Origin of the sequence: Streptococcus oralis, assembly GCF_003943395.1 — a bacterium.
Taxonomy (GTDB): Bacteria; Bacillota; Bacilli; order Lactobacillales; family Streptococcaceae; genus Streptococcus; species Streptococcus oralis_BF.
The window spans coordinates 101905-122563 of record NZ_RJPJ01000001.1 but is presented as its reverse complement, the minus strand read 5'-3'; the positions used below and the strand labels follow the sequence as shown (position 1 = coordinate 122563).

The following is a 20659-nucleotide window of genomic DNA, read 5'->3' as shown; positions in this document are numbered from 1 at the left end:
TTTTTGAAAATTATGATAAAATAAAAACTATGATAATGAGGAAATCTCATCCCTAGTCCAACTAGGAAAAAATATAGAAATTAGGTAGCTAGATGTCATCAAAGGTTATTGTTACAATTTTCGGTGCGAGTGGAGATTTAGCAAAACGCAAACTCTACCCTTCCCTTTTCAGACTCTATAAATCAGGCAATCTTTCTGAGCATTTCGCAGTTATCGGAACAGCTCGTAGACCTTGGAGTAAAGAATATTTCGAATCTGTTGTTGTTGAGTCCATCCTTGATTTGGCAGATAGTACCGAGCAAGCCCAAGAGTTTGCTAGTCATTTCTACTATCAAAGTCATGATGTGAATGATACGGAACATTACATTGCTTTGCGCCAATTACAAGCTGAGCTGAACGAAAAATACCAAGCTGAACACAATAAGCTCTTCTTCTTGTCTATGGCACCTCAGTTCTTTGGAACCATTGCCAAGCACCTCAAATCTGAAAACATTGTTGATGGCAAAGGTTTTGAACGCTTGATCGTTGAGAAACCATTTGGTACAGACTACGAGACAGCTAGCAAACTCAATGAAGATCTCCTTGCGGCCTTTGATGAGGAGCAAATCTACCGTATCGACCATTACCTAGGTAAAGAGATGATTCAGAGTATCTTTGCTGTTCGTTTTGCCAACATGATCTTTGAGAATGTTTGGAATCGCGAACACATTGATAATGTTCAGATTACCTTTGCGGAACGCTTAGGTGTTGAAGAACGCGGCGGCTACTATGATCAATCTGGTGCCCTTCGTGATATGGTTCAAAACCATACACTCCAACTCCTCTCTCTTCTAGCCATGGACAAACCAGCTAGCTTTACAAAGGATGAGATTCGTGCTGAAAAGATAAAGGTCTTTAAAAACCTCTATCATCCAACTGAGGAAGAACTGAAAGAACAGTTTATCCGTGGTCAATATCGCTCTGGTAAAATCGATGGTATGAAATACATTTCCTATCGAAGCGAGCCAAATGTCGATCCTGGATCTACAACAGAAACCTTTGCATCTGGTACCTTCTTTGTAGATAGCGATCGTTTCCGTGGTGTTCCCTTCTTCTTCCGTACTGGTAAACGTCTGACTGAAAAAGGGACTCATGTCAATATCGTCTTTAAGCAAATGGACTCTATCTTTGGAGAACCATTAGCACCAAATATCTTGACCATCTATATCCAACCAACTGAAGGATTCTCTCTCAGCCTAAATGGTAAACAAGTAGGGGAAGAATTTAACCTGGCACCAAGCTCTCTGGATTATCGTACAGATGCTACCGCTACTGGGGCCTCACCAGACCCATACGAGAAATTAATCTACGATGTCTTGAATAACAACTCTACCAACTTTAGCCACTGGGATGAGGTAAGTGCTTCGTGGAAATTGATTGACCGTATTGAAGAACTCTGGGCTGAAAACGGCGCTCCACTTCATGACTATAAAGCTGGAAGCATGGGACCACAAGCTAGCTTTGACTTACTTGAGAAGTATGGAGCCAAATGGACCTGGCAACCAGATATCGCCTATCGTGAAGATGGCCGTTTAGAATAGCAAAAATATCCTGCAAGATGACTTGCAGGATATTTATTTTGTATTAAATCAAGCCTTCTAAGAGACCCTTCATAAAGTTTTCTGAGTTAAATTCCCCGATATCATCGATTTTTTCACCGAAACCGATCAATTTTACAGGGATATTGAGTTCTTCGCGGATAGCCAGAACAACACCACCACGGGCAGTTCCATCAATTTTAGTCAAAACAATACCAGTCAATGGTGTTATCTTAGAAAATTCCTTAGCTTGTACTAAAGCGTTCTGTCCAGTTGAAGCATCGAGTGCCAGGAATGTTTCATGGGGTGCCTCTGGCACGACACGCTTGATAATGCGACCAATCTTTTCCAACTCAGCCATAAGGTTATCCTTGTTTTGCAGACGGCCTGCTGTATCAATCATGAGAATATCAATCCCTTCGGCTACAGCACGTTCCATTCCATCAAAGACCACACTAGCTGGATCAGCCTTTTCAGGTCCTGTCACAACGGGAACATCCACACGACGGCCCCATTCAGCTAGCTGGGCAACAGCTCCAGCACGGAATGTATCTGCCGCAACCAGCATGACTTTCTTGTCAGCTTGTTTGTAGCGGTGAGCCAATTTCCCAATAGAAGTTGTCTTCCCAACGCCGTTAACACCGACAAAGAGCATAACTGTCAAACCATCTTGGAAATGGATTTGTTCGTCGTAATTGCCGTCCTTTTCGTAGAGCTCAACCAATTTCTCGATAATGACACGGCGAAGTGCATCAGGCTTCTTAGCGTTTTCTAATTTGGCTTCATAGCGGAGCTCTTCTGTTAGATTCGAAGCGACCTGCACACCTACGTCACTCATGATGAGCAATTCTTCCAATTCCTCGAAGAACTCTTCATCTACAGAGCGGAAGTTGGCAAAGAAGGCATTCAAACGAGCACCGAATCCCGTACGCGTTTTCTTGAGACTGCGGTCATATTTTTCCTGAACGGTTTCTTCAACCTGAGGAAGTTCTTCTTCTACTACTTCAGAAGCTAACCCTTCTTCGAACTCTACAGTTTCTTGGTTCTCTTCTTCTAGAATCTCTTCCGGCTCTTGGAGTTGTTCCAATTCATCAGATTCTAGCTCAATCTCTTCCTGAGCAGTTTCTTCGAATGCTTCTGGTTCAATCACTTCTTCTGTCGAGATCTGAGGAATTTCTTCTTGAGCAAGTGTTTCTTCTACTTTTCCCCTTACTGTCTCTTCCTGACTTGTTTCTTCGATAGCCGTTTGCTTTTCTTCAACCTCTTCTGACAAATCCAGAGTTTCCAGAGCTTCTTTTACAATATCTTCGATTTTCGGCTCTTCTTTTTTCCCGAATAAACGGTCAAATAATCCCATCTTCTAATTCTCCTTTAGCACGTATTCTTCGATAGCCCAAGCAACGGCTTCCTCGTCGTTGGTCATTGGGGTAACGACATTAGCAACTTTCTTAACTGCTGGAACTGCATTTTGCATGGCAACTCCCAGACCTGCCCACTCAATCATGGAAAGGTCATTGGCCTCGTCCCCACAAGCCATGACTTGACTTTGATCGATTCCTAAGTGTTTAATTAATTTCGCTAAACCTTTTGCCTTGTGGACGTTTTTCGGTGACCATTCCAATAAGAGTTCACGCGATTTGAAGATTTCATATTGGTCAAACAATTCTGGAGAAATCTGTTGAATCGCTGCATCCAAAAGTTCTTGGGCAAAGGCAGTTACACATTTATTATACGTCATCTGACTAGATAGATCTTCAAAAGCGACAGGCACAAAAGTCAGGGCTGGGTTGAACTTGGCATAGAGACTTTCTTGATCCGACTGGATTTGATAGACTGTTCCTTCTGAAATGGCATCTAACGGTAATCCGAGTTTTTCAGTTTCCTCGTACAAGCGTGCCACATCGTCGATTGAAAAAACCGTTTTATCGAGAATCTCTCCTGTATTTTTCTGTACCAGACCACCATTAAAGGTGATGGTGTACTCATCCTCCTGACCGTCAGTCCCTAGCTCATGGAGAAAGAAATCCATAGCCTTCAGAGGACGACCTGTTGTCAGAACGACCTTGATGCCACGATCACGCGCAGCTTTGAGGACCGCCTTGGTACGATCTGTCAGCTTTTTATCCGTTGTCAGCAAAGTACCGTCCAAATCAAGTGCAATCAATTTAATATCTGCCATTATAAGCCCTCCATATAAGCCATCACTGACTGGTCCTTATGGTGGCCAATCACTGTCTCTGCTAATTCTAAAATCTCTGGTCGCGCATTTTCTGGAGCGATTGGGTGACCCACAACCTGCATCATGTGAAGGTCATTGAGATTATCGCCAAACGCCAAAACCTGATCCATGCTAAGCCCCAGTTTTTTTGCTAGCTCAACAATAGCCACACCCTTATCAACGTAGTCCAAGACAATATCGATGGATTCAAAACCAGTTGTCATGGCTTTCACACCAGGAACATTTTCATTGACCCAGGCCTCCCCAGCTTCTATCGTATCTTCTGTGAAGTTCGTGGTGAATTTAAAAATCTCATCTGTGATATCTTCCAAACGTGCTACTTTTTGAATGTTCTCATTGTAGTGACTACTTAACTTTAGATAGGTTTCATCCACTGTTTCCAATACATAACAAGCTTTTTTCCCTGTCAGAAGCATTTTTCTTTCATCAAAATAAGGCGATTGCTTTAAAGCTTCAAAAGTACTCAAGTAAAAGTCGCGAGACATAGTAGCCTCGTACATATCCTCACCATGAAACTCAACATAGCTCCCATTTTCAGCTATAAAAATCACTTCATCACGCACATCCGCAAATAGCTTTTTAAGGGACAAGATACCGCGACCCGAGGCCACTGCAAAATAAATCCCCTTTTCCTTGTAGGAAACAAGTACGTTTTTGAGGCGTTCCATATCAAACTGACCCTTTCCGTCAAGAAAGGTTCCGTCCATATCCGTTGCTACAAGTTTAATCATAAAATCCTTCATACTCCAATTGATAAATCTACTTCCTATTATACCATAGATAAGCTAAAAAAGGACTAGTACAGAAGGATTGGTTACTTGGCTTACAGTGCTTTTTCGGTAAAGTAGAAAAGCGCTTAAAAATTAGAATCGTAGAACTTTTTTCAGATAGTTTAAAAAGTTTGTATTCCACTACTCTTTTCTCTATAATGGAGAGAAAGGAGATGACTATGACAGAATTGAAACATGAAATTGATACAAACTTTGCAGGGCGACTCAATATCTTACGAGCGGGCGTTCTCGGTGCCAATGATGGGATTATTTCCATTGCTGGAGTGGTAATCGGGGTTGCTAGTGCGACAAGCAATATCTGGATTATCTTTTTATCTGGACTAGCAGCTATCCTCGCTGGTGCTTTTTCTATGGCTGGTGGCGAATATGTCTCTGTATCCACTCAGAAAGACACGGAAGAAGCCGCTGTTGCAAGAGAGCAATTACTCTTGGATAAAGATATGGAATCTGCAAAACAATCCCTCTATGCTGCTTATCTTCAAAACGGTGAGTGTGAAACGTCCGCCCAACTCTTGACCAACAAGGCCTTTTTGAAAAATCCCCTCAAAGCCTTGGTCGAAGAAAAGTATGGAATCGAGTACGAAGAGTTTACCAACCCTTGGCATGCTGCTATCTCTAGCTTTATCGCCTTTGTACTGGGAAGTCTTCCTCCTATGCTTTCGATCACCGTCTTTCCAAGTGACTATCGTATTCCAGCAACTGTTCTTATCGTAGCCCTTTCCCTTCTTATTACCGGCTATACCAGTGCTAAATTAGGAAAAGCTCCTACGAGAACTGCTATGATCCGTAACCTCTGTATCGGACTTCTCACCATGGGCGTAACCTTCCTCTTGGGACAACTCTTTAGTATCTAAGATAAAAGAAATACCTCGATGAATTTCGAGGTATCTTTTTTACATTTGTACAATCTTACGATAGCTTCTTGAGGTGATCATAAAGATCAAAACGTAGACGATGAGGAAGATGGCACAAATGGACAGAGTGACGGTCAACATCATGGTTGCATCCAGCACGCCAATGACTTTTAGGATGAGGCTAAGCATATGATAGGCAAAAGCAAGGTGTAGGAAGGCAAAGAGCAATGGAAGGAAGAAAACAGTTAGGACCTGTTTGTTGATGGTTTGCTTGATTTGCTTTTGATCGAGTCCAACCTTTTGCAGAATGATGAAACGTTCACGGTCTTCATAGCCTTCAGAGATTTGTTTGTAGTAAATAACCAGAACAGTTCCCACCATAAAGATGATAGAAAGGAAAATACCGATGAAGAAGACACCTCCATAAAGGGCACTTATTTGCGCACTGCTATCAGCTAGATTGCTTCCGTATACATAGCTTCCCTCTTTGTTTAATTCTCTATTAAAGTTATTAAGGAATTTTGAAAAATCATCAGCGAGTTTGAGCTGTTCTTCCTCACTAGCTGTTACATTCATACCACCATAAAGTTGATCAAAGAGAGAGGAATCCGGATATTGATCAATAAAGGCTTGCAGATTAGGCACAACAAGATAATTGTAGTCAGATGTGAGGATATTAAACTGATTTGGTACATGTTCCAGAATAAAATCATTTTTAATTTCTTCTTTAACTGTGTAGGTTTGATCATTTAGAGTGATTTCTTTCTGTCCTTCAAGCACCTTATTCTTGGTAAACAAGCCGACTTCATTGCCTGAAAGGGAGAGTTTTTGACCAGTCATGTTTTCATAGTCTTTTTGGTCAAAGACCATAAAAATGGTTTTTGGCTGAACGAAGTTATTCCCCTTCGTAAAGATACGGAGCTTGGTTCCATCTTGGCTCTCAATGCCAAAACTACTATGACGAAAGACTTCTTTTTTAGTGACAGTTAATCCCTTATCGCTAGCATATTGACTCAAAAGTTTATCTAAATCTTCTTTTTCAACATTTCGTCCTGTAATTCCAAAATCATGTGGATTCATGAATTTCTTGAACGTTTCAGAAGCCGAGAAGATACTAGTTGCTGCTGACATGGTTACCAAGACCATAGTTGAAAGAATGGCAATCGTAGCCAAACCAACTGCATTTTTCTTCATACGGAAGATGAGATTGGATACGGAAATCATGTTGTTGGGTTGGTAATAGTAACGCTTGTTTTTCTTCAAAATTTGTAGAAATACTGTAATCCCTGCATTAAACAAGAGATAGGTCCCAAAGATTACCAACAAGACTGCCACAAAGAAAACCAGAACAGCATTAAGTGGATTTTCAACTGTGACTGCTAGGTAGTAGCCAGCTCCCATACTAATCAGACCTAGAATGGTTTGAAGGCTTAAGAAACGTCCTTTTTTCTCACCACTGGCCTTCTCACGAGAGAGCTGTAGGGCATTCATGCGTGCAATCCGAAAGGCATTGATAAAAACCAAACCTAGGAAAATAGCTCCAAAAATAAGGATAACTAGGATAAAGACGCTTGGTTGGAAGGTCGCAACGAGCTCCACCTTCATATTCATTAGCTTCAAAAGAAGAGCAAAGATTAGCTTATCAAAGAGAGCTCCTAGGCCAAGACCAGCTGTCAAGGTTAGGGAGCCAAAAATAAGAAGCTCCTTAAAAACCATACTGATTAGATGGCGCTTTTCGAGACCCAGCATACCGTAAATCCCTAGTTCTTTGGAACGGTTTTTCATGACGAAACTATTGGCATAAAAGACAATGATAGCTGAGGCAATAGTGACAATCACCATACCGAAACCAAGCGTCATGGAGATAGTTTCTCCCCCTCGAATCTTGCCAATATTAGGGTTGAGTGACAAGGAGTAAAAGAGATAAGTAATGGTCACAGCTAAGAGAACTGCTAAAGCAAAGGGATAGTAGAGTTTGCGGTTTTTAATCAAGTTGGACACCGCTAACTTATTGGTTAATCGGAACATACTAATTCACCTCGCTTGCCATGACAGTCAAGGTATCAGAGATTTCTTGGAACATCTGACGCTCTGTCTTGTCTCCACGGTAGATTTGGTTGTAAAGAATGCCGTCCTTGATAAAAAGAACGCGCTTGGCCCTGCTGGCTGCCGCGGTTGAGTGAGTTACCATAAGAATGGTTTGCCCACGTTCATTGATTTCATCAAAAACATCTAGAAGAGCTGCTGATGACTTGGAGTCAAGAGCTCCTGTTGGTTCATCCGCAAGGAGAATTTCAGGTTCAGTGATGATGGCACGTGCTACTGCTACCCGCTGTTTTTGACCACCAGAGATCTCGTAAGGATACTTCTCTTGTAATTGGTTGATGCCCAAATTTTCAGCAGTTACTACAAATTTCTTCATCATCTCCGTGATAGGTTTTCGAGATAGAACTAACGGAAGCAAGATATTGTCCTTAACAGACAGGGTATCTAGTAAGTTAAAGTCTTGGAAAACAAATCCCAACTTCTCACGACGGAAGCTAGAGGCCTGAGAATTTTTAATGGTGGCTGTGTCTGTTCCGTTTAGGTAAACCTGCCCGCGAGTTGGTTTGTCAAGCATCGCAAGGATGTTGAGCAGGGTTGATTTCCCAGAACCAGACTCCCCCATGATGGCAACGTAGTCACCCTTTTCCACTGTAAAGTGAATGTCCTTGAGGGCCTCTACTTGGTTGCCTTGGAAACGTGTTTTGTAGATTTTTTGAACGTGTTTTACATCTAAAAGTGTCATGATCTTCTCCTTCTTAATATCCCATCAATTGAAACTGTGCTTGCATCATAGCGCATCCCAGTTGAACACGCTCGATGTCTTTTTGACTTGGTTTTCTTGTTTTCTTTTGTAAGATTCTTTTCATGGTTTTGCTCCTTTGTTCTTTATGAGTCTAGTTTATCGCAAAAAAAGGAGGCTTGCCATAACCTAACCTTACAAAAGAGACTTTAATCTTACATTTTTGTAAGATTGAGGATTTTTTTTGAAAATAGCTACTATAAAAAGCCATGGTATTGCTTGTTTTATTCTTAAAATAATAGTAAAATTAAATTGTGAAAAGGCTTTCTTTAACATCTTGTAAAAGAATTGGCTTTCTGCTAATTATTTTTAAAGGTGCTAAACTATCATTCGTATCACTGCTATAAGGAGGGAGGTTCCTATGAAACGTGTTTTTCTCTTCATCAGCAATCTTCTTTTAACTTTCTTTCTCATTGCGACTCTGTCCTTTTGGAAAGAAGCTCTTCCTCAACGCCTATTTCCAGGTGTGGCTGTACACAGTGGACAAGCCGATTATACTACCCTCAAACAAGAATTAGACAGCCTTGCTAGAAAACATAATAGTCTTATCGCAAGAACCATTTGGGAAGTAGATAGTGATGGAAAATCACAAACTTACTACGAAGTTTTTGGAGATGGGAAACTCCCAGACTGGATGCCTCCAGCAAGTCAAGAAAGCATTCACAAGAGCGATCTTCTCAACAACTACAATATTATCAGCGGATCCCTAACTAGTCAAGAATTGGCCACTCATCTGAAAGAACTTGGACTAGAAAAAGCGAATGCATTTGAAAATGACAGAGTATCCTTCGTACTGGCCATGTTTACCCAACCTGATCAGCTCATCAGTATGTTAATCTTTTTGCTGACTTTCTTAGCTTTAATTGTTATCGGTCAGATTCAATCTCTTTCTCAGTCAGGGATTAGATTGATTTCTGGAGAGCGGCTGAGCCATCTCTTCTTTCGTTCTCTCGCAAGAGACGGACTTGATATCCTTCTTTTTGGTCTACCTGCTTTGCTGATAGCATGTATCTTGCTCATTTCCCTAGGATATCCTTATGAGGTTCAAACTTTTTTAGGAATACTTTTTATTCTTTACAATAGCCTACTTTTCTTACTTAGCCTCCTAATTGCCCTTCTTTTTACCATTTCTTTGAAAAAAGTTCATCTCCTCTCTATCATCAAAGGGAAATTACCAATCAAGTCAATTCTACGCATTCTCTACTTTGGTCAGGTACTTACCATTCTACTGGTTATTGTAGGATTTGGACGTATGTCTACTTACTATCATATACTTGAGAAAAATGAGGCTGGACAAGCTACTTGGGAACAACGCTCCAATGTTGTTACTCTTCAAACGGGGCGTTCCAGTCAGATGAAAAATTTAGATGAACTGCAGAAAAATGCTGATAAATGGTTTGACTTTATTCAGCATGCTATAGATAATGAGAATGCCTTCCTTATTAAACATAATCTAGTTGAGCAAGCTCTTAAGCAAGCTACCTCAAATCATAATGAAACTGAAAATAACCCTTATGGTGTGGAAGGGAAAAATATTCTCTATGTAACACCTAACTACTTCAAAAAAGAAGGTATAAAGTTAACATCAGAAACCTTTCAAAAAATCAACACCCTCAAAGATGGACAGATTCTTGCCATACTCCCAGAAGAACTACAAAAAAATGAAAAAGATATAAAATCAACCTTGCAACAAGAGTTAACCAACCTATTATACATTAGCAAGTCTAATCAAACTGTCGAAGTTAGTATAGCTTATACCAATCAAAAAAATGATGTATTTCTCTATAATACCAGCCATATCGCTTATGATCAATGGTTATCAAATCCCATCTTTCTTGTGCTTTCTCCTAAAGTACTTGGCAAGGCTTCCTCCATCTTCTGGTTTACAAATCTAGAATATCTCTATTTTACAGACCTCCACCAAACACAAGAACTTTTGAAACACTATCAACTTGATCATATGGTCTCAAGGCTATCGCCTGCTAGGGAAACCTATCTCCAGTTAAATCAAAAAATTAAAATCGAAATTTTTAGTAACTTAGCGAGTGCTATGTTTGCTATTTTGACTTCAATTTTGCTGTTTACAAGTTTAAATCTGCTCTATTTTGAAGCCTTTCGCAAAACCATATTCTTGAAAAAAATAGCAGGCTATTATTTCTTTGAATTACACAGTAGATATATCACTTCTCAAATAGCAGCTCTCTTTCTCGGAAGTGGTCTAGCTTTCATTATTTCTAAGAATATCTGGATTACCCTGATCCTATTTTTCAGCTTTTCAAGTTTAGCCGTTCTTCTATTGAAAATCTGTGATAAGAAGGAAAGTAAAACCTATGCTAGCATCATCAAAGGAGGATAGTATGATTGAATTACAACATATTTGGAAACAATTTGGTTCTCGTATTATTTTTTCAGACTTGAATCTGAATTTTCAAAGTGGTATGGTGTATGCTTTGATAGGAGACAGTGGTTGTGGAAAAACCACTTTGCTCAATATGCTTGCAAAACTAGAGACCTTCGACAAAGGAGAAATCGTTTACAAAGGAAAGTCTTTGACTTCTCTAAAAAATGAGGAATTCTATCGTAACGAGCTAGGTTATCTCTTCCAGAACTTCGGATTATTAGAAAGTCAGACCATTCGAGAAAACCTTGAGCTGGGACTGATTGGCAAAAAACAGAACAAGAAACAAGAAAAAGAGAGACTTCTTCTTCAAGCACTACAAACTGTCAGACTAGATTATCTAAGCCTCAACCAAAAAATCTATGAATTATCTGGTGGTGAAGCTCAACGCGTAGCGCTTGCTAAGATTATCCTGAAAGATCCTCCTTTAATTTTAGCCGATGAGCCTACCGCCTCGCTAGATCCAAAAAATTCCAAGGAAATTATGGAAATTCTCCTTGAACTTCGTAATGCTAATAGAACAATTATCATCGCAACTCACAATCCTAGTATTTGGAAAATGGCTGATCAGGTAATTCATCTCTCTCAAGATGGAAAAGAATATACTTAAATACCAAAATCCCTTGTGGCTAAATAACCACAAGGGATTTTCAGTCATTTATGCTGCTTCTTTTAAGTAACATAGTGCAAATAATAAATACTTCCTGTTAAATCTCACCAAAACCAGCCATCATTGTCATCAATAGCCTCGGCTTCCTTGCGTTTGCGTGGTCCTGTTCCATACATTTCCGCATCAATCTCTTCCTTAGTTGGCAGGATAGAGGCAAGGATGATGTAAATAATCACACCGATTCCAAAATTTGCCACAGTAAAAATGGCGAAGAGAAAGCGTACTAGGGTTACATCAAGTTTCCACTTGTCTGATAGACCAGCCAAAACTCCTGACACCATACGATTTCGTCTCAATTTATAAAATTTTGTATTCATGATTGTTTCCTCTTTCGGTATTCTTACAAGTAGTATAGCATAAGACGGGACCAAGAACATCAGTCCTTAGGCCGATTTAAGATGACGAGTTTGCCACGACAGACGCCACGGCGATAACGTTTCGTGTCAATCTTTCTCTTGCGTTGATAGGTTTGCTGGCAAGATTGGCACTGATAGACTAGGTAACTATCCTGACTTTTCAAAGGTGGTACAAAGCGTAGTCCATCCACTTCTTTCAAAAGTTCCTTGAAATCTTGGTCCTTATGGCGATACCCCTTTTTCTGAAAATAAAGGTGATAGTGACAAAGTTCATGGCGCACGATTTTGCGAAAGACTTCCAAACCTAGTTCATTATAAACCTTGGGATTAAAATCCAAATGCCCATCCTTGGGGAAAAATCGTCCACCTGTCGTTCGCAGACGAGAATTCCATTGTACTTGGTGGGTAAAAGGTCTACCAAAGTCTTCGAGGGAAACAGACTGAACGTACTCAGTTAGATTCATCTGGAGCGAGGAGCGACAGATTGACTTTTTCACGTTCAGTATCGATTTTCTTAACCCAAACCGTTACCAAATCTCCGACAGACACCACTTGGCTGGGATGTTTGATAAATTTGCGACTCATGTGGGAAATATGAATGAGGCCATCCTCGTGAATCCCAATATCAACGAAGGCACCGAAATCAACGACATTACGCACTACACCTTCCAGCTTCTGGCCCACTTTTAAGTCTTTGATATCCAGTACATCTTGACGGAGTACAGGAGCATCAAAGGAATCACGAAAATCACGACCTGGTTTGAGAAGGTCGGAAATGATATCTTTAAGGGTTTCTGGGCCGAGATTCAGTTCTTGCGACATCTCCTTAACTGAAAGCGACTTAAGCTTGTTTTGTGCCTCTTCATTCAAGTCCTTAATATCCAAACGTTTGAAGAGCTCCTTAACGGCAGCGTAGTTTTCTGGGTGAACTCCTGTATTGTCGAGGATATTGCTACTTTCAGTAATACGGAGGAAACCAGCAGCCTGTTCAAAGGCCTTGGCACCTAGACGAGGAACTTTCTTGATTTGGGCGCGCGAAGTGATTTTTCCTTCTTCCTCACGATATTTGACGATATTTTCAGAGATAGTTTTATTGAGTCCAGCTACGTGGGAAAGAAGAGCAGGACTAGCTGTATTGACATTGACACCAACTTGGTTGACCACGGTATCGACGACAAAGTCCAGACTCTCAGACAGTTTCTTCTGACTAACATCGTGCTGGTACTGACCGACACCGATTGACTTGGGATCGATTTTGACCAATTCGGCAAGGGGATCTTGCAAACGTCGAGCGATAGAGATAGCAGAGCGTTTTTCAACGGTTAGGTCTGGAAATTCCTGACGAGCAAGTTCACTGGCAGAATAAACCGAAGCGCCACTTTCATTGATGATAACATAGCTGACTTTAGGAAAATCTTTCAGAACTTCCGCCACAAAGGCTTCACTTTCCCGACTGGCCGTTCCATTTCCGATAGCAATAATTTCTACGCCATACTGACCAATCAAGTCTGCTAAGTCTCGCTTGGCTTCTTCAATCTGACGAACAGAGGCTGGTTTAACAGGATAGATGACTTGGGTCGTCAGCATTTTCCCTGTTGCATCTACGACAGCCAGCTTGGCACCTGTACGAAAAGCAGGGTCAAATCCTAGAACCACGCGCCCTTTCAACGGAGCAACCAAGAGGAGATTGCGCAGATTGTCAGAAAAGAGTTGGATAGCCCCTTCTTCTGCCTTCTCAGTCAATTCTGTCCGAATGCGTCGTTCGATAGCTGGCAAAACTTTTTTCTTAACGGATTGTTGAACAACTTCATCAATATAGGCATTTTTCACCTTGAAACGAGCAGCAAAGAAGGCAAGAATACGATCCGTCGCATGTTCAAAGCCGACTTTTAAGACGCCTAGTTTCTCCCCACGATTGAGAGCCAAGGTACGATAGCCCTGCATGTTGCCAACTGTCTCTGAAAAATCATAATAAATCTGAAAAACTTGTTTTTCATCGAGACTTTCATCCTTGACTTGCGAAGTGATTTTAGAGTGTCTCAACACTTCCTGATAGGTCAGTGAACGCAAATTGACATCTTCAGATAAGGCTTCGACCAAAATATCAACTGCCCCAGCCAAGGTTTCTTGACCAGTCGTAAATCCTTCACAGACAAACTTCTCAGCCTCTTTCTCTAAGCCATCTACATTCTGCAAGATCAAGCGAGCAAGAGGAAAGAGTCCAGCTTCACGGGCAATAGTTGCCTTGGTCCGACGCTTTTCCTTGTAAGGAAGATAAAGTTCTTCTACGTCTGCTAATTTTTCGGCAGCTAAGATAGCTTCTTCCAGTTCCTTGGTCAGCTTATCTTGTTCTTGAATCTTAGCTAAGACAGCTTCCTTGCGGTCATTGAGATTAGTCAGACTTTTATCCAGGTCGATAATGCCCTTAATCGCCACCTCATCCAGACTACCAGTCATGTCCTTCCGATAACGCGCGATGAAGGGAATCGTCGCCCCTTCTGCCGTCAAACTTAGAACAGTATCGATTTGCTTTAAGGTTACACCCAAATCTTGGGAGATTTTTTCATATTTTTTATCCATAAACCTATTATACCATAAGGAACAGCCCTTGTTTCGTCCTACCTTTTTTACCTCTTTAATTATCAAAATAATCCCATTTCCGTAAAATAATAGTATAATAGAGGTAGAATGTAGAAAAGAGGTAGGCCCATGGCTGTTAAATTTACAAAAACCGATGACTTGGACAAGATGTTTGAAGAATTCGCCAAACTTCCTGACTTAACACAAGTCACTTTCCCAGATGACAAAGACAAAAAAGAAAAAGTTGAGAAGAAAAAATAGATGACAGTTTTCCAATCTCTTCCTCCTAGTGTATTACAAGCGGGGGCTATTTTTCTCTCCATCATGATTGAAGCCCTTCCTTTTGTCTTGATTGGGAGTCTCATTTCGGGATTGATTGAGGTCTATATCACACCTGATAAAGTTTATGAGTTTCTTCCTCGCAATCGTTGGGGGAGGATCTTTTTTGGTACCTTCATTGGCTTTCTCTTTCCATCCTGCGAGTGTGGAATCATTCCCATCATCAGTCGTTTTCTGGAAAAGAAAGTGCCCAGCTACACGGCAGTTCCCTTTCTGGTGACTGCTCCCATTATCAATCCTATCGTTCTTTTCGCTACTTATTCTGCCTTTGGCAATTCAATAAAATTTGCCTTCTTGCGAGCGCTGGGAGCTATTGTGATTGCTTTGGTGCTTGGGATTTTCCTAGGATTTTTCTGGAAGAGACCCATTCAAAAAGAGAATTCTATTACTTGTCATGAACATGACTTTTCACACTTGACTCCTGCTAGAAAGGTCTTTCAGGTATTTATACAGGCTATTGATGAGTTTTTCGATATGGGGCGTTACTTGGTCTTTGGTTGTCTCTTTGCGGCTATCGTGCAGGTCTATGTCCCGACTCGGATCCTGACCTCTATCAGCGCAAGTCCAATACTTGCGATTCTCTTGCTCATGTTTCTAGCCTTTCTCCTCTCTCTTTGTAGCGAGGCGGACGCCTTTATCGGCGCTTCTCTCCTCTCGAGCTTCGGCCTAGCGCCAGTCCTTGCTTTTCTGGTCATTGGCCCCATGCTTGATATCAAAAATCTCCTCATGATGAAACACTATCTCAAAGCGCGCTTCATCTGGCAATTCATGGGCATTGTGACAGTGCTTGTCTTACTTTATTCTTACATGATGGGGGTGATGCTATGATCCGATTTTTCATTCTACTGGGCTATTTTTCCCTAACTCTGTATATGCAGCTATCTGGCAAGCTTAGCCACTACATCAATCTCCACTATTCCTATCTAGTCTATATTTCTATGGTTCTTTCTCTTCTGTTGGCTCTGGTCCAATTCTACATCTGGATCAAGAAAATCAACTCTCACAGCCATTTGGAAAGTCGTCGAGCTAGACGAATCAGCTTCTTTTTACTGTCGCTACCTCTTTTGATTGGAGTTGCCTTTCCGACAGTAAGTTTGGACTCGAGAACCGTATCTGCCAAAGGATATCATTTCCCACTTGCTGAGGGAATCGACACAGCCATTCAGGCAAGCGAAGGTACATCCAGTCAATACCTCAAACCCGATACCAGCACCTATTTTTCAAAATCTGCTTATGAAAAGGAAATGAGGGCTACAGCTGACAAATACCTCGCCCAGCCAACTATTCAAGTCACTGATGAAAACTATATGGAGGTCATGGAAGTTCTCTATGACTATCCTCAGGAGTTTGAAGGGAAGAAAATCGAGTTTACAGGCTTTGTTTATAACGATCCTAGCCATCCAGATAGCCAGTTCCTCTTTCGCTTTGGAATCATTCACTGTATCGCCGACTCTGGTGTATATGGACTCTTAACAAAGGGAAACTCACGTCAGTATCCTGACAATACCTGGATTACCGCTAGGGGAACCCTGACCTTCCACTACCATAAAGAACTCAAACAAAAACTCCCAACACTAGAAGTTGAGAGTTTCACAAAAGTAGACAAACCAGAAAATCCTTATGTCTATCGTGTGTTTTAATAAAAAGTGACCCAACAACAGACAAATTACTTTTTAAAGTAGCTTGTCTTTTTTGTTCTCCTAGCTCAACAAAATCAACACACAACCTTTCAAACAATAGAAAAAGTCCCAAGAAATAAGATTTCTCGAGACCATAAAAATGTTAATAAGATAGGGTTGACAATCATCACATATCATAGCTTAACTGCAATAGAGTTGTGATAGAAAACGTTAATTTACTAGAAAAAATAAAACTCATATTAAACTGAATATTTCAGTTTCTTACTGGCATAAAGCTATTTGAGTTTAATTTAACAACCACTAACCTCTATTAACGCCACCAAACGCGGAACCAAAAACGGAAGTAGAATCCTAAGAACATAATGTGCACCTCCTTTTGAAAAACGTTTTTCCATCTCAACTATATTATATATTTTCTTGTAGAGAATTGCAAATTTTTTCAGTCAAATTACTAGCTTTTTTCAAAAAAATATGATAAAAGACAAAATTTTATATTAAAAATAGTTATTTACTTTCGGTTTCTGTAAAATGAAGACATAATATAAATGCACTAAGTCCTATAACTGGATTTTTTCAGTCAGACTTTTGAGACTAGTTCATAACTTCCAGTTGTTGAAATTATGAACTAGCCTCTTTTCTGCGCCATGAATCTCCGCTTTTTACTGCTTTTCTTCAGCTCAGTTGGACTACTTCTCATTTTGTAATAAAGCTCTTACCTCGTCTGCTCCAATTTTATCCTCAGCTTTTTCAAAGAGTTGAATAGATTGATAAAAATAATTGCGTGATTTATTTGAATTTTGCTTCAGATAAATCTCTCCCATCCCTCTATAGGAACAGGCTTGGGCAATGAAGTCCTCAGCTGTCAAAGCAAAATCTAGGGATTTTTGCATATAGCTTTCTGCCTCTTCTAGATTTCCCAACTTTAAACGAAGATAGCCTTGTTCATAGTTGTTAACAGAAAATTTCAAAGCATCATTGGGAAAATATTTTTTTATAATTTGCATTTCCTGATCGATATAGAGTAGAGCTTTTTGAAAATGGCCCATTTTCCTGTAAACCATCGCTAACTGATGATAGCCTATATGTTCATTTTCTTGGTCACTTTTAGTTCGGGCTAAGTCAATATAACGCTGGTAGATACTTAAGCACTCGTTATAATTTTGCTCTTCAAGATAGATATAGCCCATCAAATTTAATAAACTAAAATTAGTGCAAGTTTCCAAAGAAAAATCAGCTTCAACTAATTTTTTAGCCTCTTCAATTTTGCCTTCAAACAATAATTCCCATGCTTGATTCATGCTTATTCTCCTGCATCTTACGTTGTATAGAAATCTATTGATAAATCGCTATCAGACTTGTATTTTTTCCAAGCTAAACTGAAGCCATAATAATCTTCAAATTCAGGGTGGCAGTCATAATAAAGTGGGATACGACTATATTTTCTTGCAACAACTTCGTCTTCAAATTCTGGAGATTCCCCTGCAGTAATACCAAATTGAAGACCATTTAGTTCCCAGCTATTGTCCCAAACATTTTCATCAGAAAGAACATCAATCCATCTAGAAGCATCAATATCAAAATCTGCACATAATTCCAGTTCATAGAATTTTCTACAGTTAATCTCTGAAGGCTTAATATAAAAGGCACCTTCTACTTAGTACTTTTTATCTCTGACTTGAATCTGTGTGATTTTCATTGGAATCGGAACTCCATTTAATTCTAACCAGAAATAGCCTAAGGGAGTTTTGATACTATAATATTGCTGATTAGCAGGTTTAGCGTTTTTAGAGCAAGCATCAAGAATTCTTCCAAGCTTAATTAAATTTCTATAAACGATTTTTGAAGTGTGTGGGTCGAAATGTGAATATCTACGGATGACTCGTTTTAACTTTTCAACAGGAAAAGTGATATCCTTTGGTAGGGCATGATACTTCTGTACGACTAAAGCAGTTTTTTCAGTATTTTCCTTTCCTACTGAGACAACTACAGCATGTCCAATATGGATATTTGGGTCATCACAGATATAAGTATAGCCATTCCCTCCCTCCTGAAACTCAACTACAACAAGATTTAGTTCTTGATCCGGATCAAAGAGAGGTTCAACCTTTTCTGCTTCTTGGCGTTCATAAAAAGTAAAGCAATCTCTACCCCCGTCTTCGCCAAAAACCATGAAACTGCCACATTCAGGACACTTCCACATATAAAAAGATGCTGCAGAAATCTCATCATAAGAAATTTTATTATGGTCGTCAGCTTTATTCATGATTTCTTCAAACAACTCATCCGAATAAACTGAATAAGCATTTGGATCGGGCGATCTATGGTCGTTCATTTCTTGCCCACATTTACATGTCCATTTACCCATAAACAACCTCAGTCGTGCCCTAATTCTTCAAGGAAAAATTGATTTAGGGTTTCCCACTCTTTTTTCTCCTCAGTAACGTTTTGGATGTAGGCATCGAGCTCTTGGATATTATCTAAAATATAATCTTGAATTGGCTTTATAGGCTCAATTTCCATACCTTCAGGACTGTTTATCTTAATGTCAAGCAATCTTGACACATGCTCTTTCATCTCATCAGGAAGCAATTCTTTCACCAAATCATCAAATAAAATCGGCGGAATAGAATGGTATTTTTCAATCCAACGGCAAGCCAAAATAGGACGCAGCGCATAGAAATACTTTTTAGGTTTGACCTTGTCTCCTGAAAGATACTTATTCATTTGAGTTCTAGCAGTGTTCAAGTAATGGTGAAGCATTTTTTCTCTGAAAAATACTGGTTGGCAAGAGGACGTATACGCTCGATAAAATCCGTTTGCTGACAAACAATTGGTGACTGTAACCATTCAAACAGTGTAGGATTTGACTTATAAAGGAGTTTTAAAGTCTTGTCTAAATCCCAGCCACTCACATCCCAAGTATCGTCAATTGGTAGCTCGATAACATCACGCTGTTCATTTAAACGGAGATAAAAATCTTGCTTGTGTTTGTAGATAAATCGTACATCAAAGTCACTATCGGGAGACTCAAAACCCCAGGCACGACTACCAGACTCGATAGCCCACAAAACTGTAACTCCATAATCACGCTCAATTTCTGCTAATTTTTCAGGTACCAGAACATTCATTTCTTCTTGCGTTTGCATAATAAAGCCTCGTCTATATTCTGAACATATATAGTTGCTAAAATTGGGAATTATGGGAACTGAAAGAGAAATATATCACTCTTTCAAAACTACAATCAAATAAACTAAACCTTCCATTAGCTTATTCAGACGTTTTCTATACCTGAGACTCTTGAATGATAGACTCTCCATCCTTCCAGTTCCGAGCAATCTCTTCGTCTTTCTGGAGTTGGTCTACCAGTTCCTCTACGGAGTCAAATTTGACCATATCTCGAACACGGTCCAGCCAGTAGACCATGACTGTCTCACCGTAAATATCGTCTGAAAAGTCAAAAATATTGACTTCAAAGCGTGGTTCTTCGCCATCGAAAGTAACATTTTTCCCAACACTTGCCATGCCACGATATCTTTGGCGTTGCACTTCCACATCGACTACGTAAACACCGTCTGCTGGCATATAGGTTCTATCTCTTAGGACCAGATTGGCTGTTGGATAACCGATAGTCCACCCACGAGCATTTCCATGAACGACCATTCCACGAGATGGGAGCGGTGTGCCGAGCAGATGCTTGACTTCCTTGACATCTCCATCAAGAATAGCTTGGCGAATCCGTGTAGAACTAATCTTGCCCTTTTCATCCTCGACCGGAGGAACAATGATGATCTCTCCATCAAAATAGTCCTTCAGGTCATCCGCAGTTTTCTTATCAGAGCCAAAGGTATAGTCAAATCCTGCTACAATAATCGCTGGTTTTAAAGCTCGAACATAGGTATCAAAGAATTCTTGACCCGTTAAACTAGCAAATTTGCTACTAAAGTCAAGTAAGAAAAGAGCCTCTACCCCGTGCCACTTCATCTTATGCTCTCGTTCCTCATGATTGACGATATGGAGCATGAGCTCGGGTTGGTAAGGTTGTAAGGCAAGTTTTGGCGACTCTGTAAAGGTCATCACGACAACTGGCAGATAATCCTTCATAGAAGCCTTACTGGCCACTTCAAAAAGTTTCTGATGCCCCTTGTGGATGCCATCAAAATAACCTAGTACAAGGACTGTTTTACCCGGTACTGCAATATCTTTTTCGTTCTTAATAGGTACTGTTGTAATCATGAAACTATTATATCATAGAGAAAGCCTTTTCGCTAAGAGGAAATCCCAAATGTCGTTTTTTGCGCCTGAACTGACCTCAAGAGAAAATTTAGCACTTTAGTTTTAAAAAATAGCACCTCCTAAGAGATGCTATCATT

Annotated in this window: 17 protein-coding genes and 2 pseudogenes; 7 read left to right on the top strand and 12 right to left on the bottom strand. The window is 40.1% G+C overall.

Annotation, left to right across the window (positions count from 1 at the left end):
• Positions 1-92: 92 nt before the first annotated feature.
• Positions 93-1580, top strand: a complete 1488-nt coding sequence (gene zwf, locus D8802_RS00630; protein WP_125394391.1) for a glucose-6-phosphate dehydrogenase — start codon at positions 93-95, stop codon at positions 1578-1580.
• Between the two features lie 43 nt (positions 1581-1623).
• Here zwf and ftsY read toward each other — a convergent pair whose 3' ends face one another.
• The 3 genes from ftsY to D8802_RS00615 are packed head-to-tail and all read right to left on the bottom strand — an operon-like array spanning position 1624 to position 4547.
• Positions 1624-2934 carry a signal recognition particle-docking protein FtsY gene (gene ftsY, locus D8802_RS00625; protein WP_125394390.1) on the bottom strand — a complete coding sequence of 437 codons (1311 nt, stop codon included), beginning with the start codon at positions 2932-2934 and terminating at the stop codon, positions 1624-1626.
• Between the two features lie 3 nt (positions 2935-2937).
• Entirely contained in the window at positions 2938-3756 is an 819-nt protein-coding gene (locus D8802_RS00620) for a Cof-type HAD-IIB family hydrolase (RefSeq protein ID WP_125394389.1), read from the bottom strand.
• On the bottom strand, positions 3756-4547 hold the full coding sequence (locus D8802_RS00615) for a Cof-type HAD-IIB family hydrolase (protein ID WP_125394388.1): 792 nt from the start codon (positions 4545-4547) through the stop codon (positions 3756-3758). The genes D8802_RS00620 and D8802_RS00615 overlap by 1 nt, the downstream gene beginning before the upstream one ends.
• Positions 4548-4765: 218 nt before the next feature.
• Here D8802_RS00615 and D8802_RS00610 point away from each other — a divergent pair, with 218 nt between their 5' ends.
• Positions 4766-5461 (top strand): VIT1/CCC1 transporter family protein, encoded by a 696-nt coding sequence (locus D8802_RS00610; RefSeq protein WP_125394387.1) that lies wholly within the window; start codon positions 4766-4768, stop codon positions 5459-5461.
• A gap of 39 nt (positions 5462-5500) precedes the next feature.
• On the opposite strand, the gene D8802_RS00605 is transcribed toward D8802_RS00610, so the two are convergent.
• Together D8802_RS00605 and D8802_RS00600 are read right to left on the bottom strand one after the other, a co-directional pair.
• A complete protein-coding gene (locus D8802_RS00605; protein WP_125394386.1) occupies positions 5501-7489 on the bottom strand; it encodes an ABC transporter permease in 1989 nt (662 codons plus the stop codon).
• Position 7490: 1 nt separating this feature from the next.
• Positions 7491-8249, bottom strand: a complete 759-nt coding sequence (locus D8802_RS00600) for an ABC transporter ATP-binding protein (RefSeq protein WP_125394385.1) — start codon at positions 8247-8249, stop codon at positions 7491-7493.
• Between the two features lie 418 nt (positions 8250-8667).
• Here D8802_RS00600 and D8802_RS00595 point away from each other — a divergent pair, with 418 nt between their 5' ends.
• Together D8802_RS00595 and D8802_RS00590 are read left to right on the top strand one after the other, a co-directional pair.
• A complete protein-coding gene (locus D8802_RS00595) occupies positions 8668-10662 on the top strand; it encodes a DUF1430 domain-containing protein (RefSeq protein ID WP_125394384.1) in 1995 nt (664 codons plus the stop codon).
• Position 10663: 1 nt separating this feature from the next.
• Positions 10664-11314: an ABC transporter ATP-binding protein gene (locus tag D8802_RS00590; RefSeq protein WP_125394383.1), complete on the top strand. Its 651-nt coding sequence runs from the start codon at positions 10664-10666 to the stop codon at positions 11312-11314.
• A 104-nt stretch (positions 11315-11418) separates the two neighbouring features.
• On the opposite strand, the gene D8802_RS00585 is transcribed toward D8802_RS00590, so the two are convergent.
• From D8802_RS00585 to D8802_RS00575, 3 genes are read right to left on the bottom strand one after another with little or no spacing between them, the layout of a single operon-like run.
• On the bottom strand, positions 11419-11691 hold the full coding sequence (locus D8802_RS00585; RefSeq protein ID WP_125394382.1) for a PspC domain-containing protein: 273 nt from the start codon (positions 11689-11691) through the stop codon (positions 11419-11421).
• Between the two features lie 59 nt (positions 11692-11750).
• Entirely contained in the window at positions 11751-12194 is a 444-nt protein-coding gene (locus tag D8802_RS00580; protein WP_125394381.1) for a SprT family protein, read from the bottom strand.
• Positions 12181-14310 (bottom strand): Tex family protein, encoded by a 2130-nt coding sequence (locus tag D8802_RS00575; RefSeq protein WP_125394380.1) that lies wholly within the window; start codon positions 14308-14310, stop codon positions 12181-12183. Before D8802_RS00575 ends, D8802_RS00580 begins: the two co-directional genes overlap by 14 nt.
• 129 nt (positions 14311-14439) lie before the next feature.
• Between D8802_RS00575 and D8802_RS10280 the strand changes: the two genes are divergently transcribed.
• From D8802_RS10280 to D8802_RS00560, 3 genes are read left to right on the top strand one after another with little or no spacing between them, the layout of a single operon-like run.
• The gene (locus D8802_RS10280) at positions 14440-14571 is read left to right on the top strand and encodes an SPJ_0845 family protein (RefSeq protein ID WP_000268696.1); all 132 of its coding nucleotides are present in this window, start codon (positions 14440-14442) and stop codon (positions 14569-14571) included.
• Positions 14572-15477: a permease gene (locus tag D8802_RS00565; protein ID WP_125394379.1), complete on the top strand. Its 906-nt coding sequence runs from the start codon at positions 14572-14574 to the stop codon at positions 15475-15477.
• On the top strand, positions 15474-16289 hold the full coding sequence (locus D8802_RS00560) for a TIGR03943 family putative permease subunit (protein WP_125394378.1): 816 nt from the start codon (positions 15474-15476) through the stop codon (positions 16287-16289). The genes D8802_RS00565 and D8802_RS00560 overlap by 4 nt, the downstream gene beginning before the upstream one ends.
• A gap of 686 nt (positions 16290-16975) precedes the next feature.
• Here D8802_RS00560 and D8802_RS00555 read toward each other — a convergent pair.
• The 4 genes and pseudogenes from D8802_RS00555 to D8802_RS00540 all read right to left on the bottom strand — a co-directional run bounded on the left by D8802_RS00555 (position 16976) and on the right by D8802_RS00540 (position 20522).
• Positions 16976-17587, bottom strand: coding sequence for a tetratricopeptide repeat protein (locus tag D8802_RS00555; RefSeq protein ID WP_125394377.1), 612 nt, complete (start codon positions 17585-17587; stop codon positions 16976-16978).
• A gap of 17 nt (positions 17588-17604) precedes the next feature.
• Positions 17605-18654, bottom strand: a pseudogene (locus tag D8802_RS00550) (hypothetical protein).
• 8 nt (positions 18655-18662) lie between these two features.
• Positions 18663-19417, bottom strand: a pseudogene (locus tag D8802_RS00545) (nucleotidyltransferase domain-containing protein).
• 154 nt (positions 19418-19571) lie between these two features.
• A complete protein-coding gene (locus D8802_RS00540) occupies positions 19572-20522 on the bottom strand; it encodes a bifunctional riboflavin kinase/FAD synthetase (protein ID WP_125394376.1) in 951 nt (316 codons plus the stop codon).
• Positions 20523-20659 lie beyond the last annotated feature (137 nt).